Here is an 18,185-nt window from a genome sequence, read left to right on the forward strand (position 1 = left end):
GAGGAGCGTACGCATGGCAGTGCAGACCGGGCTGGGCGAACCGCGCGGCCCCTGGTTCATCTCGCCGGAGCTGGATCTCGACGGGCGGCCCCGGTGGGACGGGGCCGGACCGGACGGTGGTCCGGCCCGACGGCGCCCGGGCGGGCTGGTGCTGGCGGCGCTGGCGGTGGTGGCCCTCTCGACCGTCTCCGGGGCGGTGGCCGGCGGCGTCGTGGCCGGACGCGACGCCACACCCGGCCCGGCGGCGGCCTCGGCGGCCCCCGTCCCGGCGGAGCTGGTGACCGCGGCCGGCAAGACCGTGCCGGGCGTGGTGTCGGTGCTCGTGGGCGGGGCGGGTGGCGCCTCGGCCACCGGCTCCGGCTTCGCCGTCGACGACCAGCAGCACATCATCACCAACGACCACATCCTGGCCAAGGGACGCGGCGGCTCGGTGACCGTGGAGCTGCCCGACGGGCGGCGGTACGCCGCCGAGGTGGTCGGGCGGGAGCCGCGCAGCGACCTCGCCGTGCTCCGGGTGCCGCCGTCGGCCGGCCTGGCGGCGCTGCCGCTGGCCAAGCCGGGCGCCACGCGGGTGGGGGAGCCGGTGCTGGCGGTGGGCTCGCCGCTGGGGCTGCCCGGCACCGTCACCGCCGGCATCGTCAGCGCCCTGGACCGGCAGGTGCGCCTCGGCGACAACCGGCACACCGCCGTGCAGACCGACGCCTCGATCAATCCGGGCAACTCGGGCGGCCCGCTGGTCAACGCGCGCGGCGAGGTGGTCGGGGTGAACACGGCCATCGCCACGATCGACGGCAACGGCTCGATCGGCATCGGCTTCGCCATTCCCATCGAGCAGGTGCAGCAGACCGCCGACACGATCATCGGCAAGGGCGGCTGAGCTGCGTACGAGCCGTCTGGGGCGGCCCGGGAATGTGAAAACTGTCGGATACCCGGCCCGGAATGATCGGCCAATGGAAATATTACGCTGAGTATGGATACTGGCGTGGGTGGAGCGTCCTGAAATCGTGGCCCTCCTGCTGGTGGGCCTGCTGATCGGAACCGGTGTGGGGTCGGCGTACGCCCGGGCACGACGCGGGTGGGCCGACTACCAGACAGTGAGGAAGACCGTGCCCGGCGCCCGGCGCGCCGCGTGGCTGCTGATCAAGGTGGCCACCACGAAGATCGGGATCATCGCACTGCTGCTGGTGGGCGCGGTCGCGTACGCCGCCGCCGGCCCCGACGACGACCCCGCCGCACCGGGGCGGACCCCCGGCCCGTCCGCCACCCCGAGCGAGCGACAGGGGCGTTAGCCTCGGGGAGTGGACGACGGACTGCGGGTGACCGACCGATGGACCGTGCCCGCCGCCGAGCTGCGGGAACGCTTCTCCCGGTCGTCCGGGCCCGGCGGGCAGGGCGTCAACACCACCGACTCGCGGGTGGAGCTGAGCTACGACCTGGCCGCCTCGCCCGGCGTGCCCGAGCCGCTGCGGGCGCGCGCCCTGCAACGCCTCGCCGGCCGGTTGGTCGACGGCGTGCTGACCGTCACCGCCAGCGAGCACCGGGCGCAGTTGGCCAACCGGGAGGCCGCCCGGGAACGACTCGCCGCGCTGCTGCGCGAGGCCGCCGCCCCGCCGCCCCCGCCCCGCCGGCCCACCCGCCCCTCGCGCGGCGCGAAGGAGCGCCGCCTGGCCGAGAAGAAGCGCCGGTCACAGCGCAAGCGCGACCGCCGCGTCGACGGCGACTAGGCGTGTTTCAGAAGTGTTGGGGCTGGTCGCACTCCCGGCGGCGTTCTGGGAGGCGGCAGACCTGGAAGGCGCGCAAGCCGATGGACCACTGCCGCCGGAAACGCTGATACCTGTGGGGCATAAAAATACCTGTGTGGTATCAGGCGAGCGGACTGCGCCGCCGCCGTCGAGAGTCGGCACAGCCAGTCACGGCTCACGAGGCAGGCAGTAGCCGGGCGGGCCCGCTCACCCCGTCGGTCGTCGACAGCAGCCGGTCGCACTGCGCGATCAGTCGCGCCCGCAGCGGCGCGGCACGCTGCGCGAACTCGCGCTGCCGCGCGACGTACTCGGCCTTGCCCTCAGGAGTCTCGATGGCTACCGCCGGTTCCCCGTAGGAGGAGAAGTCGTACGGGGACGCCTGCATGTCGAGCAGCCGGATGTCCCTCGCCAACTCGAAGCAGTCGAGCGCCAGGTCCCCCGGAACCGCAGGGCCCAGCTTGGTTGCCCACTTGTGGCAGTCCATCGAGGCATGCAGGCAACCCGGCTGGTCGAGCTCTGCCTGGCTCTCCCTCGTTGGTTGGAGCCGGTTGAGGCCAACCGCGTCAGGGGTGAAGAACCGGAACGCGTCGAAGTGCGTGCAGCGGATCTGGTGAGACTCGACCACCGCGTCAGTTCCCTCCTGCCCAAGTCGCAGGGGGAGTGGATGCCGATGCTCACGTTGGCGGTACACCATCGCCCACTCATGCAGGCCGAAGCAGCCGGTGAAGGCTGGTCGTGACGAGATGGCGGACAACAGCCGATGGATGAAGCGCACCGACTCGGCCCGGTCGGCGAGGAACGCTGCGACGTCGAAGCTCACGATCCCGTCCGCGTCCGTGGCATACCAACGCCACTGCCGGTGTGGGGCAGAACCGTGCGGTCCCGGTTCCAAGGAGATGCCCACGCCGGGGTGCCAGCGCCGGAGCACGGAGGGGCGGGTGCCGTAGTAGTCGTACAAGAAGTCATCGATCGCGTGGCGTTCCCTCGTGGCCTTGCGGGCGCGGTGGCCGGCGGTGAGGGAGTCGGCGCGCTTCTCGTGAGCTTCCAGGAGGGGAAGCCAGCTTGCGGCGGGGATGCTGGTCAACGGTTCGGGCCTCTGACCCCGGCGGCGGTCACGGACCCCAGGATACGACCGCCGCCCCGCGCCCGGTCAGGGCACGTCCACCCGGACCCCGGCGGAGAACACCCCGCTGCGCAGCTCCAACTGCTGCGGTGGCGCCTTCCCGTCGACGGTGAAGACCAGCGGCAGCACCGTCCGGCTGCCGGCGGCCATCGGCTGGGCGAAGACGTCCCGGCCCTGGTTGGCCGCCCTGGTCGCCTGCTCGTCGGTGCTGACGAAGTTGCCGTCCGGCAGGTACGCCCGTTGCAGCCGGCCGTGCCAGCTCTGCTGCTCGGGGGTGAGGTTGCGCACCCCGACCGTGGCCTGGCACTGCCGGGCCGCCGTGCCGGGCTCGCACGACACCCGGTACACGGTGAACTCGAACGCCGACTCGCGCAGCGGCTCGCCCACCGTGCCGTTGACCCCACGGCCGACCCACGCGCCGCTGGTCGGCTGGCTGTCGGGGTCGACGGAGGCGACCTTGCGGGTGGCCGTCCAGGCGGCGGTGCCCAGCGTGCCGGCGAGCACCACGGCGGCCACCGGGACGATCAACCAGACGGACGGCTTGCGGCGCAGCTGCTCCGGGCGCGGTGCGGCCGGGCGCGGGTAGACCGTCCCCGGCCCCTCGCCGGTCAGGGCCGCGGCGACCGGTCGGCGGCGTCGGCGCCACGTCCAGGCCCCGCCCACCGCGAGCACCGCCACCGTGGCGAGCCCCGCCAGCAGCACCGGCGGCCGGCGCCACGGCGGCGCCTCGGTCCGCTCGGGCGCCGCGGCCGGCGCGGCCGCACTCCAGGTCGCGGTCGCGCAGTCGTACGGCCGGCTGCCGTCGCGGGCGAACGCGCAGGCCGGCGCGGTCAGCGGCCGGGCCGGGGCGGTGGTGGTGAGCGCCGTGCCCAGGGTGGTGGTGCTGCGGGCGGGCAGCTTCAGCTGCCAGGTCACCTCGGTGGCCGACTGCCCGGTGCCCCGGGTGGCCCGGCCCCCGTCGGTGATGGCGGTCGCCGAGGCGCCGGGCGGCAGCTCCTGCCGGACGGTGGTGTCCACCGGCGTACCGCCGCTGTTGCGGACCTGGATGCGGTAGCGCGGCGCCGGCGTGCTCTCCGGCACCACCGCGACCGTGACCGGCGGTTTCGCCACCGGCGGGGCGGCCCGGGTCGGGCTGGGCACCGCCGGCGGCGCCGACGGCATCGCCGGCTCCGGCGTCGGTGCGACCACCGGTGGTGGCGCGGCCGCCGCTGGTGGGGCCGCCGCGGGCAGTGCCGGCACGGCGGCGAGAATGCCGAGGCAGTGTACGAACACTGCGAGGGCCCTGTGGTGTCGTGTCGATGCAGGCATACGAACGAACCTCCGGAGCCGACGCTAGGGGCGCGGCGACGCCGGGCGGGTACGAAGTCGCGAACTCGGCCCGGCCGGGCGGGCGGAGGCGTATGGTGCACGGCCCGGCCTCCGGACGCGCCGGTGGCCCGGACCTCCAGGGTGCGCCGGTGGTCGGTCCGCGCGCCTCGTCGCGGCCTTGGTCGGGGCGCGGTTCGCCGGGGCTAGATTGGCCTGGTGCGTATCGCTCGTTTTGCTCATGCCAAGGGAATGTCGTTCGGGGTCGTCGAGGGCGAGCCGGAGGCGGGCCCGCAGGGCCTGACCGTCGCCGAGATCGAGGGCCACCCGTTCGGCCAGATCACCTTCAGCGGTGCCCGTTGGGCGCTGTCGGACGTCCGCCTGCTCTCGCCGATCCTGCCCAGCAAGGTCGTCTGCGTCGGCCGCAACTACGCCGAGCACGCCGCCGAGCACGGCAGCGAGGTGCCCAAGGAGCCGCTGCTCTTCCTCAAGCCGTCCACCTCCGTGATCGGCCCCCGGGACGCCATCCGGCTGCCGATCTTCTCCAAGCAGGTCGAGCACGAGGCCGAGCTGGCCGTGGTCATCGGCGCGCCGGGCGCCCGCCGGGCCGACCGGGCCGCCGCCGCGCGGGCGATCTTCGGCTACACCTGCGCCAACGACGTCACCGCCCGGGACCTCCAGCGCTCCGACGGCCAGTGGACCCGCGCCAAGGGCTTCGACTCGTTCTGCCCGATCGGGCCGTGGATCACCACCGGGCTCGACGTCCGCGACCTGGAGATCCGCTGTGAGGTGGGTCGCAACCCGGAGGAGATGGAGGTCCGCCAGCTCGGCCGGACCCGCGACATGGTCTTCGACGTGCCGGCACTCGTGTCGTACGTCTCGCACGTGATGACGCTGCTCCCCGGCGACGTGGTGCTCACCGGCACGCCCGCGGGGGTTAGCCCGCTCCTGGACGGGGATACGGTCACCGTGCGGATCGAGGGGATCGGGGACCTGACCAACCCGGTGGTGCCCGTCGCCTGATCCGCGTCGAGGCCCTGTTTCCGCAGTTCAGGGGCGGTTTGGGGGGGCTCGATTTGGCCCGCTGGCGCCGGGAGGGTAAAGTTTGATCCCGGCACCGCAAGGGGCCAATGGGGTATGGGGTAATTGGCAGCCCGACTGATTCTGGTTCAGTTAGTCTAGGTTCGAGTCCTGGTACCCCAGCGCAGCCGAGGTTCGCAAGAGTCTCGGGCGCTGGATCTCGTAGGAGACGACTCCGGTTCCCGTCAGGGGATCGGGGTTCTCTCTGATAGAGTCCAGCGGCACCGCTCGACAGAGTGGTGCCGCGAGCAAGTTCTGGCCCCGTCGTCTAGCGGCCCAGGACGCCGCCCTCTCAAGGCGGTAGCGCCGGTTCGAATCCGGTCGGGGCTACATCTCGAACGGCCCGTTCCACTCCGGTGGGGCGGGCCGTTTCGCATGTCCCGCGTGGCGCCGCCGGCTCAGCGGGCACCCGACTGGCACGCGGGCGCCCCGCACCGCCGGCCGCCGGGCGGGCGAGACCTGGTTGCCCTTGGCTGCCTCGACCCCGACTGCCGGCACCGGTCGCCCCGATTTCCGTCTCCGGAGGGGACGCCGCTAGACTACAGCGGCACCGCTCGCAAGGGCGGTGGAAGCAGTGAAGTCTTGGCCCCGTCGTCTAGCGGCCCAGGACGCCGCCCTCTCAAGGCGGTAGCGCCGGTTCGAATCCGGTCGGGGCTACATCTCGAACGGCCCGTCCCACTCCGGTGGGGCGGGCCGTTTCGCATCCCGCCATACCACCCACCCCACCTTCGTGCGGTGATCAAGAAGTTTGCGTCCAGATTCGGCGCCGGACCAGACGCAAACTTCTTGATCACCCGACAGTTGCGCGTCGGGTGGGCGGGTGGTGGGTCAGAGGCCGGAGAGGCGTTGGCCGGCCCGGACCACGGCCATCGCGTGGCGTTCGCCGGGGCGGCGTCCGAGGCGCTCGATGGGGCCGGAGATGCTGATCGCGGCGATGACCCGACCGGTGCGGTCGCGGATCGGCGCCGAGACGCTCGCCACACCGGCCTCGCGTTCGGCGACGCTCTGCGCCCAGCCCCGGCGGCGTACCTCGGCGAGGGTGCGGCCGGTGAACTTCGACCGGGGCAGCAGCGGCATCACCGCCTCGGGCGGCTCCCAGGCGAGCAGGATCTGCGCCGCCGAGCCGGCCGTCATCGGCAGCACCGAGCCGACCGGCACGGTGTCGCGCAGGCCGCTGGCCCGCTCGGCGGCGGCCACGCAGATGCGCTCGTCGGCGCGGCGCAGGTAGAGCTGGGCGCTTTCGCCCGTCGCGTCCCGCAGCGCCGCGAGCAGCGGCTCCGCCGCCGTCAGGAGCACGTCGGGCGCCGCGTTGGCGAGTTCGCCCAGGCGCGGGCCGGGACGCCAGCGCCCCTGGGTGTCCCGGACCAGCATCCGGTGGATCTCCAGCGCCTGCGCCAGCCGGTGCGCGGTGGCCCGGGGCAGCTTGGTGCGTTCAACGAGTTCGGCCAGGCTGGCGCCGTCGACGCAGGCGGCCAGGATGACCACCGCCTTGTCGAGAACGCCGACACCGCTCATACTGTGTCCCACAAGCCGAAACTTACCTCCCAGAATTTAGGATGTCCAGATGGTGGGAGTCACTACTACCGAGCCGAGGACCCTGGCCGAGAAGGTCTGGGACGCGCACGTCGTGCGGTCCGCCGATGGCGAGCCCGATCTGCTCTTCATCGACCTGCACCTGCTGCACGAGGTGACGAGCCCGCAGGCCTTCGACGGGCTGCGCCTCGCCGGGCGCCGCGTGCGCCGCACCGACCTCACGCTCGCGACGGAGGACCACAACACCCCGACGGGGTACGCCGACCCGTCGTTCCGGCAGCGGCGCGGCGACCTGCTCACCATCGCCGACCCCACCTCGCGTACGCAGATCGAGACGCTGCGGCGCAACTGCGCCGAGTTCGGCGTGCGGCTGCACCCGCTGGGCGACGAGAACCAGGGCATCGTGCACGTCATCGGCCCGCAGCTCGGCGTCACCCAGCCCGGCATGACCATCGTCTGTGGCGACTCGCACACGGCCACCCACGGCGCGTTCGGCGCGCTCGCGTTCGGCATCGGCACGAGTGAGGTCGAGCACGTGCTGGCCACCCAGACGCTGCCGCAGGCCCGGCCGAAGACGATGGCGGTGAACGTGACGGGGCGGCTCGCCCCGGGGGTCACCGCCAAGGACCTGATCCTCGCGCTGATCGCCCAGGTCGGCACGGGCGGCGGGCGCGGGCACATCGTCGAGTACCGCGGCGAGGCGATCCGGTCGCTGTCCATGGAGGGGCGGATGACGATCGCCAACATGTCCATCGAGTGGGGCGCCAAGGCCGGCATGATCGCGCCGGACGAGACCACCTTCGCGTACCTGAAGGGGCGGCCCAACGCGCCGAAGGGCGCCGACTGGGACGCGGCCCTCGAGTGGTGGCGGACCCTGCCCACGGACGAGGGCGCGACCTTCGACGCGGAGGTGACCCTGGACGCCGGTGCCGTCACCCCGTTCGTGACCTGGGGCACCAACCCCGGCCAGGGCGCGCCGCTGGGCGCGGTGGTGCCCACGCCGGAGGAGTTCGGCACCGAGGCCGAGCGGACGGCCGCCCGGCGGGCGCTGGAGTACATGGACCTGCGCCCCGGCACCCCGCTGCGGGACCTCGCGGTCGACGTGGTCTTCGTCGGCTCCTGCACCAACGGCCGGCTGGAGGACCTGCGGGCCGCCGCCGACGTGCTGCGCGGCAACCGGGTCGCCGACGGGGTACGCATGCTGGTCGTGCCCGGTTCCGCCGCCGTGCGCGAGGCAGCGGAGGCGGAAGGGCTGGACAAGGTCTTCACCGACGCCGGCGCCGAGTGGCGCTTCGCCGGCTGCTCCATGTGCCTGGGGATGAACCCCGACACGCTCTCGCCGGGGCAGCGCTCCGCCTCCACCTCCAACCGCAACTTCGAGGGCCGCCAGGGCCGGGGCGGACGCACCCACCTGGTCTCCCCGCCGGTCGCCGCCGCCACCGCCGTGGCGGGCCGGCTGGCCGCTCCCGCCGACCTGTAGAAGGGCACCCAGATGGAGAGGTTCACCACCCACACGGGCACCGCCGTGCCGCTGCGGCGGTCCAACGTGGACACCGATCAGATCATCCCCGCCGTGTACCTCAAGCGGGTGACCCGGACCGGTTTCGCGGACGGCTTGTTCAGCGCCTGGCGCGAGGACCCGGAATTCGTCCTCAACGATCACGTCCATTCGGGGGCGTCGATCCTTGTGGCCGGTCCGGAGTTCGGCACGGGCTCCTCCCGGGAGCACGCCGTCTGGGCGCTGCGCGACTGGGGCTTCCGCGCCGTGATCTCGCCCCGCTTCGGCGACATCTTCCGCGGCAACGCCCTCAAGGAGGGTCTGCTCCCGGTCGAGCTGGAATTGAAGGCGGTCGAGGAGATCTGGGACCGGGTGGAGGCCGACCCGAGCACTCCGGTCACGGTCGACCTGACCGCCCGCGAGGTGCGTCTCGGGGATGCCACCTGGTCGTTCCCGTTGGACGACTTCAGCCGTTGGCGGTTGCTGGAAGGCTTGGACGACATTGGACTCACCCTCCGCCACGAGGCGCAGATCAGCGCCTTCGAGGCCGGCCGGCCGTCGTTCCTGCCCTCGGTCGCATAGCCGTACGCCCGATCGCACAGCGGTTTCCGCCCCCACCGGTCTCACCGGTGGGGGCGAATCCGTTACGACACAAGGGCTTTTTTCGACCGAATGTTTGTGTCCCGGCAGCACAGGGCATACGGTGCGCGCAGAATGGCTCGCGTCGAGTCAGTTGCACAATCGGGAGGAAGTCGTGAACAAGGCCGAGCTCATCGAGGCGCTCGCCGTTCGCCTGGGGGACCGGAAGACGGCGACGGCCGCGCTCGACGCGGTCCTCGCTGAGGTCCAGGCGGCGGTCACCAAGGGCGAGAAGGTGGCGATCACCGGATTCGGAGCGTTCGAAAAGCGTGTCCGGGGCGCCCGAACAGCGCGCAACCCGCGGACCGGCGAGGCGGTGAAGGTCAAGAAGACATCCGTCCCGACCTTCCGTCCCGGCGCCGGGTTCAAGGAGATGGTGGCCAGCGGCAAGGTGCCGAAGGCCACGGCGGCGGCGAAGAAGACCACGTCCGCCGCCAAGACCACGTCCGCCGCCAAGAGCACGACGGCGGCCAAGGCGACGGCGGCCAAGACGACGGGGGCCAAGGCCACCGGGGCGAAGGCGACCGGGGCCAAGGCGACGGGGGCCAAGGCGGCCGGGGCGAAGGCCACCGGGACCAAGGCGGCGGGCGCGAAGGCGACCGGGGCCAAGGCGACCACGGCGGCCAAGAAGGCCCCCGCGGCGAAGGCGACCAAGACCACCGCGGCGAAGAAGACCGCGACCACCAAGGCCGCCCCGGCGAAGAAGACCACCGCGGCGACGAAGGCCACGGCGGCGAAGAAGACCGCCACGACGGCGAGCAAGAGCGCGGCGGCCAAGAAGACCACCGCGAAGAAGGCCCCGGCCAAGAAGGCCGCGGCCAAGCGCTGAGCCCAGCGGTACGGCAAGGGCGTCCACCGGCCGGTGGACGCCCTTCGTCGTGTCCGCCCCCGACCGTTGACCCCGACGGTGCCCCGCCCGCAGAATCGCCGCACCCCTTCCGGTCGGCGAAAGGCAGCCCTCGGTGCGCTACCGCCATTTCCCCACCGTCACCCTCGCCCTCGGCGTCGTGCTCCTGGTCGACGTCCTGCGCGTCTTCCTGCCGGCGGTCATCACCATCTTCGGGCAGGCCGCCTCGACCCCCGCCGAACTGCTGGGGGCCTTCGCGTTCGGCTGGTTCCTGCTCGCACTGGCCGCGCCCGCGCTGATCCGCCGGGTCGGCGCCCGCCCCGTCACGCTCGCCGCCGCGGTGCTGCTGGTGGTGGCCCGCCTCGCCGTCAACGGCCAGCCGGGCGGGCCACTCCAGCTCTGGCTCGCCACGGCCGGGCTGCTCGCCGGGCTGGTCTGGCTCGCCGGCGCCGCCGCCACCACCGACCGCCCCGTACCCGGGCTGGCCCTCGGGCTGGCGTTCGGCGCCCTGCTGCACACGGCGCTGGACACGTACCGCTCGGCGTTCTTCGGGGACTGGCCGGCGTGGCTCGCCGCCGTCGCGGTCGCCAGCCTCTTCCTGGCCGGGCAGGCGCGGCCCGCGTCGGCGGCCGGCCCGGGCGGCGTACGGAGCTGGCTGCTGGCCGGGCCGGCGCTGCTGCTGGCCGGCATGGTGGCGCTCTCCCCGGCGGTCGCCCGGACGGCGACGTCGTACCAGTTCGGGCTGCTGCGCTCGGACCCCGCCGACGCGGTGGGGGTGGCCACGGTGCCGCTGTTCGGCGCGGCCCCGCTCGCCGTGGCCGTCGGCGGGTTCCTGCTCGCCGCGCTGGCGTCGCCCCGCCGGGGGGCCTGGCGGTGGCTCGGGCCGGTGGCGCTGGTCGCCGGGGCCGTCCTCGTCGCCCTCGAACGCGGGGAGCTGCTGCTGCCGGCCGTCCTGCTCAGCGCCGTCGGCCTCGGCGCGTGCCTGGCGTCGGCCGGCGCGACCGACGGCGGGAGCCGGGGCGGCACCGACGACACGGGCGCCCCGGGGCCCGACGACGGCGGGCAGGACCTGGCCCAGGGCGGCGGGCAGGACCCGGCACGGGCGGCCGGGCGGCGCGGGTACGCCGCCGTCGCCGGGATGCTCGTCTTCGCCGTCGCGGCGGTGGCCTACTACGCCGCGTACGACCTCGGCCACCCCAACGCGGGGGTGCCGGTGGCGGTGGCGGTGCTGGTCGCCGCCGTCGCGCTGGCGACCCGGCCCGCCCCTGCGCGCGGCCCCGCCCGGGCGGGTGGCGGAGCCGGTCGTGCGGCCCCGGGCCCGCTGCGCCCGTCGCTGCCGCCGGTGTGGACGGCCGCCTCGGCCGCCGTACTGACGCTGCTGGCGGCGGTGGCCAGCGACGAGCTGCTGTCCGCCAGCAACCGGGACGGACCGCCGGAGACGGTGCGGGTGGTGGCGTACAACGTCCGGATGGGGTTCGGGATGCACGGCCGCTTCGACCCGGACGCGCTGGCGCGCGCCGCTGCGGGGGCCGACGTCGTGGCACTCAGCGAGGTGGACCGGGGCTGGCTGCTCAACGGCGGGCACGACACGCTCGACCTGCTGGCCGAGCGGCTGGACATGCCGTACGTCTTCGCACCGGCCGCCGATCCGCTCTGGGGCGACGCCGTGCTGAGCCGGTGGCCCCTGGACGCGGCGCGGACCCGGCCGCTGCCGGCGGTCGGCGCGCCCACCGGGGCGCAGGCGCTCGGGATCACGGTCGACTTCAGCGAGGACGTCCGCCTCGCGGTGGTCGCCACCCACCTGCAACCGCCGCCCGGCGAGGATCCGGTGGTCCAGGCCCGCGCGGTCGCCGACTTCGCCGTACGGTACGCGGCCGGCCGGCCCCTGGTGGTCGCCGGCGACCTGAACACCGAGCCGGGCGACCCGGCGTTCGCGGAGTTCACCCGGGCGGGTCTGGTCGACGCGCTGGCCGCCGCCCGTCCCCTGCCGACCAGCCCGGCCGACGCCCCGCGCCAGCAGATCGACCACGTCTTCGTCACCCCCGACCTGACGGCGGGCGAGGCGGCGGCCCCGCCCGGGACGGCCAGCGACCACCTGCCGGTCGCGGTGACCCTGACCCTGCCCCGGGGCTGAGCCGCCCGCACGCGCCCGCGTCCGTGCCGTCCCGGGGCGGTCGGCCGGCGACCCGCCTCCGCCCCGCCCCCGTCGGACGCGGTCGAGGGTGGCCTGATCCGCGTCGGAGGCGGTCGGGACGCCTGATCCGTGTCAGAGGCGGTCGAGGGCGAGCAGCCGGTCGCCCGCGAAGGCGAGCAGCCAGCCACCGCCCTTCGGCGTGGTGAGGTCGTCCGGCCGCCCGCTGAGCTTGGCCAGGGCGCCCGGGATCACCTTGCCCTGGCTGCACACCGCGGCGGGCTCCCCGGTGGCCGCCAGCGCGGCCAGGCGGGCGGCGGCGGCCAGCGTGCACTCGTCGGGGTGCTGGCCGGGGCGCGGCTCGTCCAGGTCGCCGTCCACCTCGATCGGCAGGTCGAGCAGCGCCGCCGCCGGGTCGAGGGTCTGTACGCAGCGACGGGCCGACGCCGACAGCAGGCGTACCGGGCGGGACAGCGCCACCAGCGGGGCGAGCGCGTGGGCCTGCGCCCAGCCCTGCGCGTCGAGCGGCCGGGCGGTGTCGGGGCCGGACCAGGTGGCCCGCTTGCCGGCGTGGGCGTGCCGGACCAGCGTCACCGCCCCGGTGACCGTCGGCAGGGCCGCGAACGCGGCCAGCACCTCGGCGTCGTGCGGGTAGCTGACCAGCCGGACCGCCTCGTCGACGCCCAGCCAGCGCACGTCGTCGACCTCGGTGGCCGGCTGGAAGCCGCCGGTGGCCGCCGCCCGCATCGACCAGTAGTCGACCACCTTCGGGCGGCCCTCGCTGCGGTAGCGCACGGTCGGCAGGCGTACCTGCGGCACCGCCCGGACGTCGGCCTCCTCGGCCACCTCCCGGACGGCGGCGAGCAGCGGATGCTCGCCGCGTTCCAGCTTGCCCTTGGGCAGCGACCAGTCGCCGTAGCGGGGCCGGTGCACCAGGCAGACCAGCACCCCGCCGCGCGCGCGCCCGTCGGCCGGCCCGGGGGCGTCGGCGGGACGCCACACGACACCGCCCGCCGCCCGGATCGGCGGCCCCGCGTCGCCGCCTGCGGTCGGCCAGCTCCGACCAGGGCCGGCCGCGTTCCGCTCATCCAGCATCTGGTCAGCCTATGCGCGTACGGGTCAGCCCGCCGTGCCACCGACGCGACGCAGCAACAACTCCTGGAGGTGGACCCGCGGCTCGTCGGCCGTGCCGGTACGTCGGCTCCAGGTGCCGTCCGGCGTCAGCTCGAAGGCGTCCACGTCCGGGCTCATCGCGGCGGTCAGCACGTGGTCCAGCTCGGCGCGGGCGACGGGATCGCTCACCCGCACCAGCGCCTCGACCCGGCGGTCCAGGTTGCGGTGCATCAGGTCGGCCGAGCCCATCCAGAACTCGGCGTCGCCGTCGTTGCCGAACCGGAAGATCCGGGAGTGCTCCAGGAACCGGCCCAGGATCGAGCGGACCCGGATGTTCTCCGACAGGCCGGGCACCCCCGGGCGCAGCGTGCACATGCCCCGGATCACCAGGTCGACGTGGACGCCGGCGCGGGAGGCCCGGTAGAGCGCGTCGGTGATCTCCTCGTCGACCAGCGAGTTCACCTTGATCTGCACGAGCCCGGGCATGCCCAGCCGGACGTGCGCGATCTCCCGCTCGATGCGCTCGATCAGCCCGCTGCGGATGCCCTGCGGCGCCACCAGCAGCCGCCGGTACGCGGTCTGCCGGCTGTAGCCGGTCAGCACGTTGAACAGGTCGGTCAGGTCGGCGCCGATCTCCGGGTCGGCGGTGAGCATGCCGAAGTCCTCGTAGAGCCGGGCGGTCTTCGGGTGGTAGTTGCCGGTGCCGATGTGGCAGTAGCGGCGGATCTGGTTGCCCTCCTGGCGTACGACCAGGGCGGTCTTGCAGTGCGTCTTGAGCCCGACCAGGCCGTAGACGACGTGGCAGCCGGCGCGTTCCAGCGTGCGCGCCCAGCCGATGTTGGCCACCTCGTCGAAGCGCGCCTTCAGCTCGACGAGCACCACCACCTGCTTGCCGGCGGCCGCCGCGTCGACGAGCGCGTCCACGATGGGGGAGTCGCCGCTGGTGCGGTAGAGGGTCTGCTTGATGGCCAGCACGTCCGGGTCCGCGGCGGCCTGCTCGATGAAGCGCTGCACGCTGGTGGCGAACGAGTGGTACGGGTGGTGGACCAGGATGTCCCCGTCGCGCAGGGTCGCGAAGACGCTGCGCGGCACCTCGCCCTCGGTGAGGCGGGGGTGGGTGGCCGGCACGAACGGCGGATCCTTCAGGTCCGGCCGGTCAGCCTCGTTGTAGAGCTGCCAGAGCGCGGAGAGGTCGAGCAGGCCGGGCACCCGCAGCACCTCCTGGTCGTGCATGTCCAGCTCGCGGACGAGCAGCTCCAGCACATGCTCGGAGACCGAGGCGGCCACCTCCAGCCGTACGGGCGGGCCGAACCGGCGCCGGGCCAGCTCCCGCTCCAGGGCCTGGAGCAGGTCCTCGTCGCGGTCCTCGTCGACCTCCACCTCGGCGTTGCGGGTGACCCGGAACAGGTGGCACTCGACCACCTGCATGCCGGAGAAGAGCTGCCCCAGGTGCACCGAGATCAGGTCCTCCACCGGCAGCATCCGCAGGCCCGGCAGGTCACGGTGCACCCGGACGAAGCGGGGCACGTTGTTCGGCACCTTCACCCGGGCGAAGAACTCCGAGCCGCCGTCGGGGTCGCGGACCGCCACCGCGAGGTTGAGCGACCGCCCCGAGATGTACGGGAAGGGGTGCGCCGGATCCACCGCCAGCGGGGTCAGCACCGGGAAGATCTGCTCCCGGAAGTACGCGCGCAGCCGCTCCCGCTCGGGGTCGTCCAGGTCGGCCCAGCGCAGGATCCGGATGTCCTCGTCGGCCAGCTTCGGCAGCACGTCGTCGGTGAAGCAGGCCGAGTGCCGGGCCACCAGCGTCGCGGCCTTGCCGGCGACCAGCTCCAACTGGGTACGCAGCGGCATCCGGTCGCCGCCGCGTACCGGCAGGCCGGCCTGGAGCCGGCGCTTGAGCCCCGCGACCCGCACCATGTAGAACTCGTCGAGGTTGCTGGCGAAGATCGCCAGGAACTTGGCCCGCTCCAGCAGCGGCGTGCGCGGGTCCTCGGCGAGCGCCAGCACCCGGGCGTTGAAGTCGAGCCAGGAGAGCTCCCGGTTGAGGAAGCGGTCCTCCGGCAGCGGCTCCGGCGGGGGCGGCCCGTCGACGAGGTCGGGCGTCTGCGCCTCGGCGGGCGGCGCCGCGTCCAGCACCTCCTCCAGCCCGGCGGAGGCGGCCGCACCGCCGGTACCGGCGGCGTCGGCCGTGCCGGTCGCGGCGGGCGCTGCCCCGGCGGGCGTGTCGCCCGGGGTCGCAGCGGGTGCCTTCGCAGGGGTCGCGGTGGGCGCCTCCTCCGGGGTGGCGGCGGCCGGGTCGGCGTGGAACCGGCCGTCGGCGCCGCGGGACCGGGCGCCGTTGCGGGGTGCGGCGGAGTCGGCGTGCGGGCGGTTGGCGGAGGGCTTGCGAGGGGTGCTCACCCGCCCATAATCACCCGGATGCGGTTAACGCAAAATGAACTTCGGCCAGCCGCTCAGGCCATCGTCGGCAATGTCACCCGGACCACCTCGCCGGCGGCGTCGGTCTCGACGCGCAACCGCTGACCGAGGCGGAGCAGCCGCAGCCCGGAGGCGTCGAACGCCCGGGCCGGGAAGGCCAGCTCGGTGCCGTCGTCGAGGAGCAGCGTCCCGCTGCGGGTCGCCGCGTCGTAGGTGGCCACCGTGCCCTGCATGCCCCGCACGCTACACGCCCCTCAGGCCGCGCAGCCGGCGGCGGCCAGCGCGGCCGTGCGGGGCCCCAGCCCGAGCCGGGCCGCTGCGGCCAGGTCGTCGGCGGTGTCCACGTCCCGGCGCAGGCTCGGCCAGTCCCCGGTGAGGGCGAGCGCCCCGCTCGCGGCGTGCGCGGCGGCCGAACCGACCCCGAAGCGGGGATCCAGGCCCACGCCCGGCGGCGTGGCCAGCAGCACGGTGCCCCGGCCGGGGGCGTCGGCCACGAACCGGCGTACGCCCCCCGGCGCCGCCTGCGCCGCCCGCAGCGCCGCCGCCAACTCGGCCGGGCGCAGCGCGGGCAGGTCGGCGGTCAGCCCGGCCACCCAGCCGCCGCCCGCAGCCGACGCGCCGTGCCGGAAGGCGGCGTTCAGCCCGGCGCCGGGGGCGTCGGGCAGTGCCCGGGCGCCCTCCCTGCGGGCGGCCTCGGCCACGCGGGCGTCGTCGGTGACGACGAGGACCCCGGCGACCGCCGGACAGGCCCGCACCGCGGCGACCGTGTCGGCGGCCAGGGCCAGCGCCAGCTCCTCGTGCGGTACGGCCGGCAGCGCCCCCCGCAGCCGGCTCTTCGCGGCGGCGAGGCGCTTCACCGGGACCACCACGGTCCACCTCGGCTGACTCACACCGCCATCCTGCCAGCCGCACGGCGGTACCCTCTCTGGCCGGACCCGGGTCGAGCAGGCATGATTTCCGCTGCGGGGCGTCACCGGGTCCGGATCCGGTGCGGGGCGGGGCGGCACGAGGAGGCGCGGGTGACACGGCCGAGGCTGGGGTTCTGGCAATGGTTCGCCGTGGTGCTGGTCAAACCGGTGATGACCGTCTGGACCCGGCGCACCTGGCGTGGCATGGAGCATCTGCGCGGCGACGGCGGCGTGATCATCGTGCCGAACCACATCTCGCACGCCGACCCGCTCGTCGCGGCCCACTTCGTCTACGACTCCGGCCGTTGGCCGCAGTTCCTCGGCAAGGCCAGCGTGTTCCGGGTCCCGGTGATCGGCTGGATCCTGCACCGGTGCCGGCAGATCCCGGTCGAGCGCAACACCGTGGAGGCGGTGCGGTCGCTGGACCACCTCGTCGCCGCGCTCGACCAGGGCGGCGCCGTCGTGATCTACCCGGAGGGCACCATCACCCGTGAACCGGAGCTGTGGCCGATGAAGGGCAAGACCGGTGCCGCCCGGCTCGCGCTCGCCACCGGGGCGCCGGTGGTCCCGCTCGTCATGTGGGGCCCGGAGCGGATGTTCGACCCGCGCCGGTCCCGCCTGGACCCGCGCCCCCGGATCCCGGTGACCGTGGTCGCCGGGCCCCCCGTCGACCTGGCCCGGTGGGCCGGGTCGACTCCGACGAAGGCCGTCCTCGAGGAGATGACCGACACCATCATGCTGCGCCTTCGTGACATGCTCACCGAGATCCGGGGTGGCACCCCGCCCCCACTGTGGGAACGCCCGGCCCGTCCCGCCGGCGAGCGGCGGCCGGGGGCGGCGGCGTGAGCGGGCACGTCGCGGTCCTGGGGGCCGGCTCGTGGGGCACCGCGTTCGCCAAGATCCTGGCCGACGCCGGCCGGGACGTCACCGTCTGGGCCCGCCGCCAGGCGGTCGCCGACACGATCCGGGCCGAGCGGCGCAACCCGGAGTACCTGCCGGACGTGCTGCTGCCGTCGCGGGTCACGGCGACGGGCGACGCCGCCGAGGCGATCACCGGGGCCGAGCAGGTGGTGCTGGCGGTGCCGTCGCAGACGCTGCGCGGCAACCTGGCCGAGTGGACCGCGCACCTGCATCCGGACGCCACCCTGGTGTCGCTGATGAAGGGCATCGAGCTGGGCACCACCAGGCGGATGAGCGAGGTGATCGTGGAGACCGCCGGAGTCGCCGCCGACCGCGTGGTGGTGGTCTCCGGCCCCAACCTGGCCCCGGAGATCGCCGCCGAGCAGCCCGCCGCCACCGTGGTCGCCTGCACCGACGCCGACCGGGCCACGCTGGTGCAGCGCTCGATCACCACGCCCTACTTCCGCCCGTACACCAACGACGACGTCATCGGCTGCGAGCTGGGCGGCGCGGTGAAGAACGTGATCGCTCTGGCGTACGGCATCGCCGTGGCGATGGGCTTCGGCGACAACACCCGGGCCATGCTGGTCACCCGGGGACTGGCCGAGACGGCCCGGCTCGGCGTCGCCCTGGGCGCCGACCCGCTCACCTTCGCCGGCCTGGCCGGGATGGGTGACCTCGTCGCCTCCTGCTCGTCGCCACTGGCCCGCAACCGCACCTTCGGCGAGCACCTCGGCCGGGGCGCGACCCTGGAGGAGGCCCGCATCGCGACCCGGCAGACCGCCGAGGGCGTCAAGAGCGCGCTGGCCCTGCGTGACCTGGCCCGCGCGCACGCGGTGGAGATGCCGATCACCGAGCAGGTCGAGCTGGTCTGCCACGAGGGCATGGACCCGCGACTCGCCGTCGAGGCCCTGATGAGCCGCACCACCAAGCCGGAGTGAGGGA

17 protein-coding genes and 3 tRNA genes are annotated in these 18,185 nt (G+C 74.3%); 13 read left to right on the plus strand and 7 right to left on the minus strand.

The features are described 5' to 3' along the window. Window positions 1–13: 13 nt before the first annotated feature. The 3 genes from CLT72_RS29460 (at window position 14) to arfB (ending at window position 1,724) form a co-directional block, all read left to right on the plus strand. Complete coding sequence (locus CLT72_RS29460; protein WP_101414532.1) at window positions 14–877, plus strand: S1C family serine protease; 864 nt, start codon at window positions 14–16, stop codon at window positions 875–877. Window positions 878–986: 109 nt separating this feature from the next. Continuing rightward, window positions 987–1,289: a hypothetical protein gene (locus CLT72_RS29465; RefSeq protein ID WP_144082355.1), complete on the plus strand. Its 303-nt coding sequence runs from the start codon at window positions 987–989 to the stop codon at window positions 1,287–1,289. A 9-nt stretch (window positions 1,290–1,298) separates the two neighbouring features. After that, window positions 1,299–1,724, plus strand: a complete 426-nt coding sequence (arfB, locus tag CLT72_RS29470) for an alternative ribosome rescue aminoacyl-tRNA hydrolase ArfB (protein ID WP_089001601.1) — start codon at window positions 1,299–1,301, stop codon at window positions 1,722–1,724. A gap of 193 nt (window positions 1,725–1,917) precedes the next feature. Here arfB and CLT72_RS29475 read toward each other — a convergent pair whose 3' ends face one another. Together CLT72_RS29475 and CLT72_RS29480 are read right to left on the minus strand one after the other, a co-directional pair. Next, window positions 1,918–2,826, minus strand: coding sequence for a 3-methyladenine DNA glycosylase (locus CLT72_RS29475; RefSeq protein WP_101414534.1), 909 nt, complete (start codon window positions 2,824–2,826; stop codon window positions 1,918–1,920). Between the two features lie 66 nt (window positions 2,827–2,892). Then, the gene (locus CLT72_RS29480) at window positions 2,893–4,173 is read right to left on the minus strand and encodes a hypothetical protein (RefSeq protein ID WP_101414535.1); all 1,281 of its coding nucleotides are present in this window, start codon (window positions 4,171–4,173) and stop codon (window positions 2,893–2,895) included. 216 nt (window positions 4,174–4,389) lie between these two features. On the opposite strand from CLT72_RS29480, the gene CLT72_RS29485 reads away from it, so the two are divergent. From CLT72_RS29485 to CLT72_RS29500, 4 genes are all read left to right on the plus strand, one after another. Continuing rightward, the gene (locus CLT72_RS29485) at window positions 4,390–5,193 is read left to right on the plus strand and encodes a fumarylacetoacetate hydrolase family protein (protein WP_101414536.1); all 804 of its coding nucleotides are present in this window, start codon (window positions 4,390–4,392) and stop codon (window positions 5,191–5,193) included. 108 nt (window positions 5,194–5,301) lie between these two features. After that, window positions 5,302–5,373, plus strand: a tRNA-Gln gene (locus CLT72_RS29490). A gap of 134 nt (window positions 5,374–5,507) precedes the next feature. Further along, window positions 5,508–5,580 (plus strand) — tRNA-Glu (locus tag CLT72_RS29495). 254 nt (window positions 5,581–5,834) lie between these two features. After that, window positions 5,835–5,907: transfer RNA gene (locus tag CLT72_RS29500), tRNA-Glu, on the plus strand. 171 nt (window positions 5,908–6,078) lie between these two features. On the opposite strand, the gene CLT72_RS29505 is transcribed toward CLT72_RS29500, so the two are convergent. Further along, entirely contained in the window at window positions 6,079–6,765 is a 687-nt protein-coding gene (locus CLT72_RS29505) for an IclR family transcriptional regulator (protein WP_013284529.1), read from the minus strand. A gap of 49 nt (window positions 6,766–6,814) precedes the next feature. Between CLT72_RS29505 and leuC the strand changes: the two genes are divergently transcribed. The 4 genes from leuC to CLT72_RS29525 all read left to right on the plus strand — a co-directional run bounded on the left by leuC (window position 6,815) and on the right by CLT72_RS29525 (window position 11,901). Continuing rightward, window positions 6,815–8,263, plus strand: coding sequence for a 3-isopropylmalate dehydratase large subunit (gene leuC / locus CLT72_RS29510; RefSeq protein WP_101414537.1), 1,449 nt, complete (start codon window positions 6,815–6,817; stop codon window positions 8,261–8,263). 12 nt (window positions 8,264–8,275) lie between these two features. After that, window positions 8,276–8,863, plus strand: a complete 588-nt coding sequence (leuD, locus tag CLT72_RS29515; protein WP_101414538.1) for a 3-isopropylmalate dehydratase small subunit — start codon at window positions 8,276–8,278, stop codon at window positions 8,861–8,863. A 172-nt stretch (window positions 8,864–9,035) separates the two neighbouring features. Continuing rightward, window positions 9,036–9,749: an HU family DNA-binding protein gene (locus CLT72_RS29520; RefSeq protein WP_199184672.1), complete on the plus strand. Its 714-nt coding sequence runs from the start codon at window positions 9,036–9,038 to the stop codon at window positions 9,747–9,749. Window positions 9,750–9,882: 133 nt separating this feature from the next. Beyond that, window positions 9,883–11,901 carry an endonuclease/exonuclease/phosphatase family protein gene (locus tag CLT72_RS29525; protein ID WP_101414540.1) on the plus strand — a complete coding sequence of 673 codons (2,019 nt, stop codon included), beginning with the start codon at window positions 9,883–9,885 and terminating at the stop codon, window positions 11,899–11,901. Between the two features lie 132 nt (window positions 11,902–12,033). Here CLT72_RS29525 and CLT72_RS29530 read toward each other — a convergent pair whose 3' ends face one another. The 4 genes from CLT72_RS29530 to cofC are packed head-to-tail and all read right to left on the minus strand — an operon-like array spanning window position 12,034 to window position 16,322. Next, window positions 12,034–12,993 (minus strand): NUDIX hydrolase, encoded by a 960-nt coding sequence (locus CLT72_RS29530; RefSeq protein WP_101414541.1) that lies wholly within the window; start codon window positions 12,991–12,993, stop codon window positions 12,034–12,036. Window positions 12,994–13,017: 24 nt separating this feature from the next. Beyond that, window positions 13,018–15,414 (minus strand): RNA degradosome polyphosphate kinase, encoded by a 2,397-nt coding sequence (locus CLT72_RS29535; RefSeq protein WP_101414542.1) that lies wholly within the window; start codon window positions 15,412–15,414, stop codon window positions 13,018–13,020. Window positions 15,415–15,467: 53 nt separating this feature from the next. After that, window positions 15,468–15,665 carry a cold-shock protein gene (locus tag CLT72_RS29540; RefSeq protein ID WP_199184673.1) on the minus strand — a complete coding sequence of 66 codons (198 nt, stop codon included), beginning with the start codon at window positions 15,663–15,665 and terminating at the stop codon, window positions 15,468–15,470. Window positions 15,666–15,686: 21 nt separating this feature from the next. After that, entirely contained in the window at window positions 15,687–16,322 is a 636-nt protein-coding gene (cofC, locus tag CLT72_RS29545; RefSeq protein ID WP_101414544.1) for a 2-phospho-L-lactate guanylyltransferase, read from the minus strand. Window positions 16,323–16,451: 129 nt separating this feature from the next. On the opposite strand from cofC, the gene CLT72_RS29550 reads away from it, so the two are divergent. Together CLT72_RS29550 and CLT72_RS29555 are read left to right on the plus strand one after the other, a co-directional pair. Further along, a complete protein-coding gene (locus tag CLT72_RS29550; RefSeq protein WP_101414545.1) occupies window positions 16,452–17,186 on the plus strand; it encodes a lysophospholipid acyltransferase family protein in 735 nt (244 codons plus the stop codon). Continuing rightward, the gene (locus CLT72_RS29555; protein WP_101415461.1) at window positions 17,183–18,181 is read left to right on the plus strand and encodes an NAD(P)H-dependent glycerol-3-phosphate dehydrogenase; all 999 of its coding nucleotides are present in this window, start codon (window positions 17,183–17,185) and stop codon (window positions 18,179–18,181) included. Before CLT72_RS29550 ends, CLT72_RS29555 begins: the two co-directional genes overlap by 4 nt. Window positions 18,182–18,185 lie beyond the last annotated feature (4 nt).

The organism is Micromonospora sp. CNZ309 (assembly GCF_002846525.1).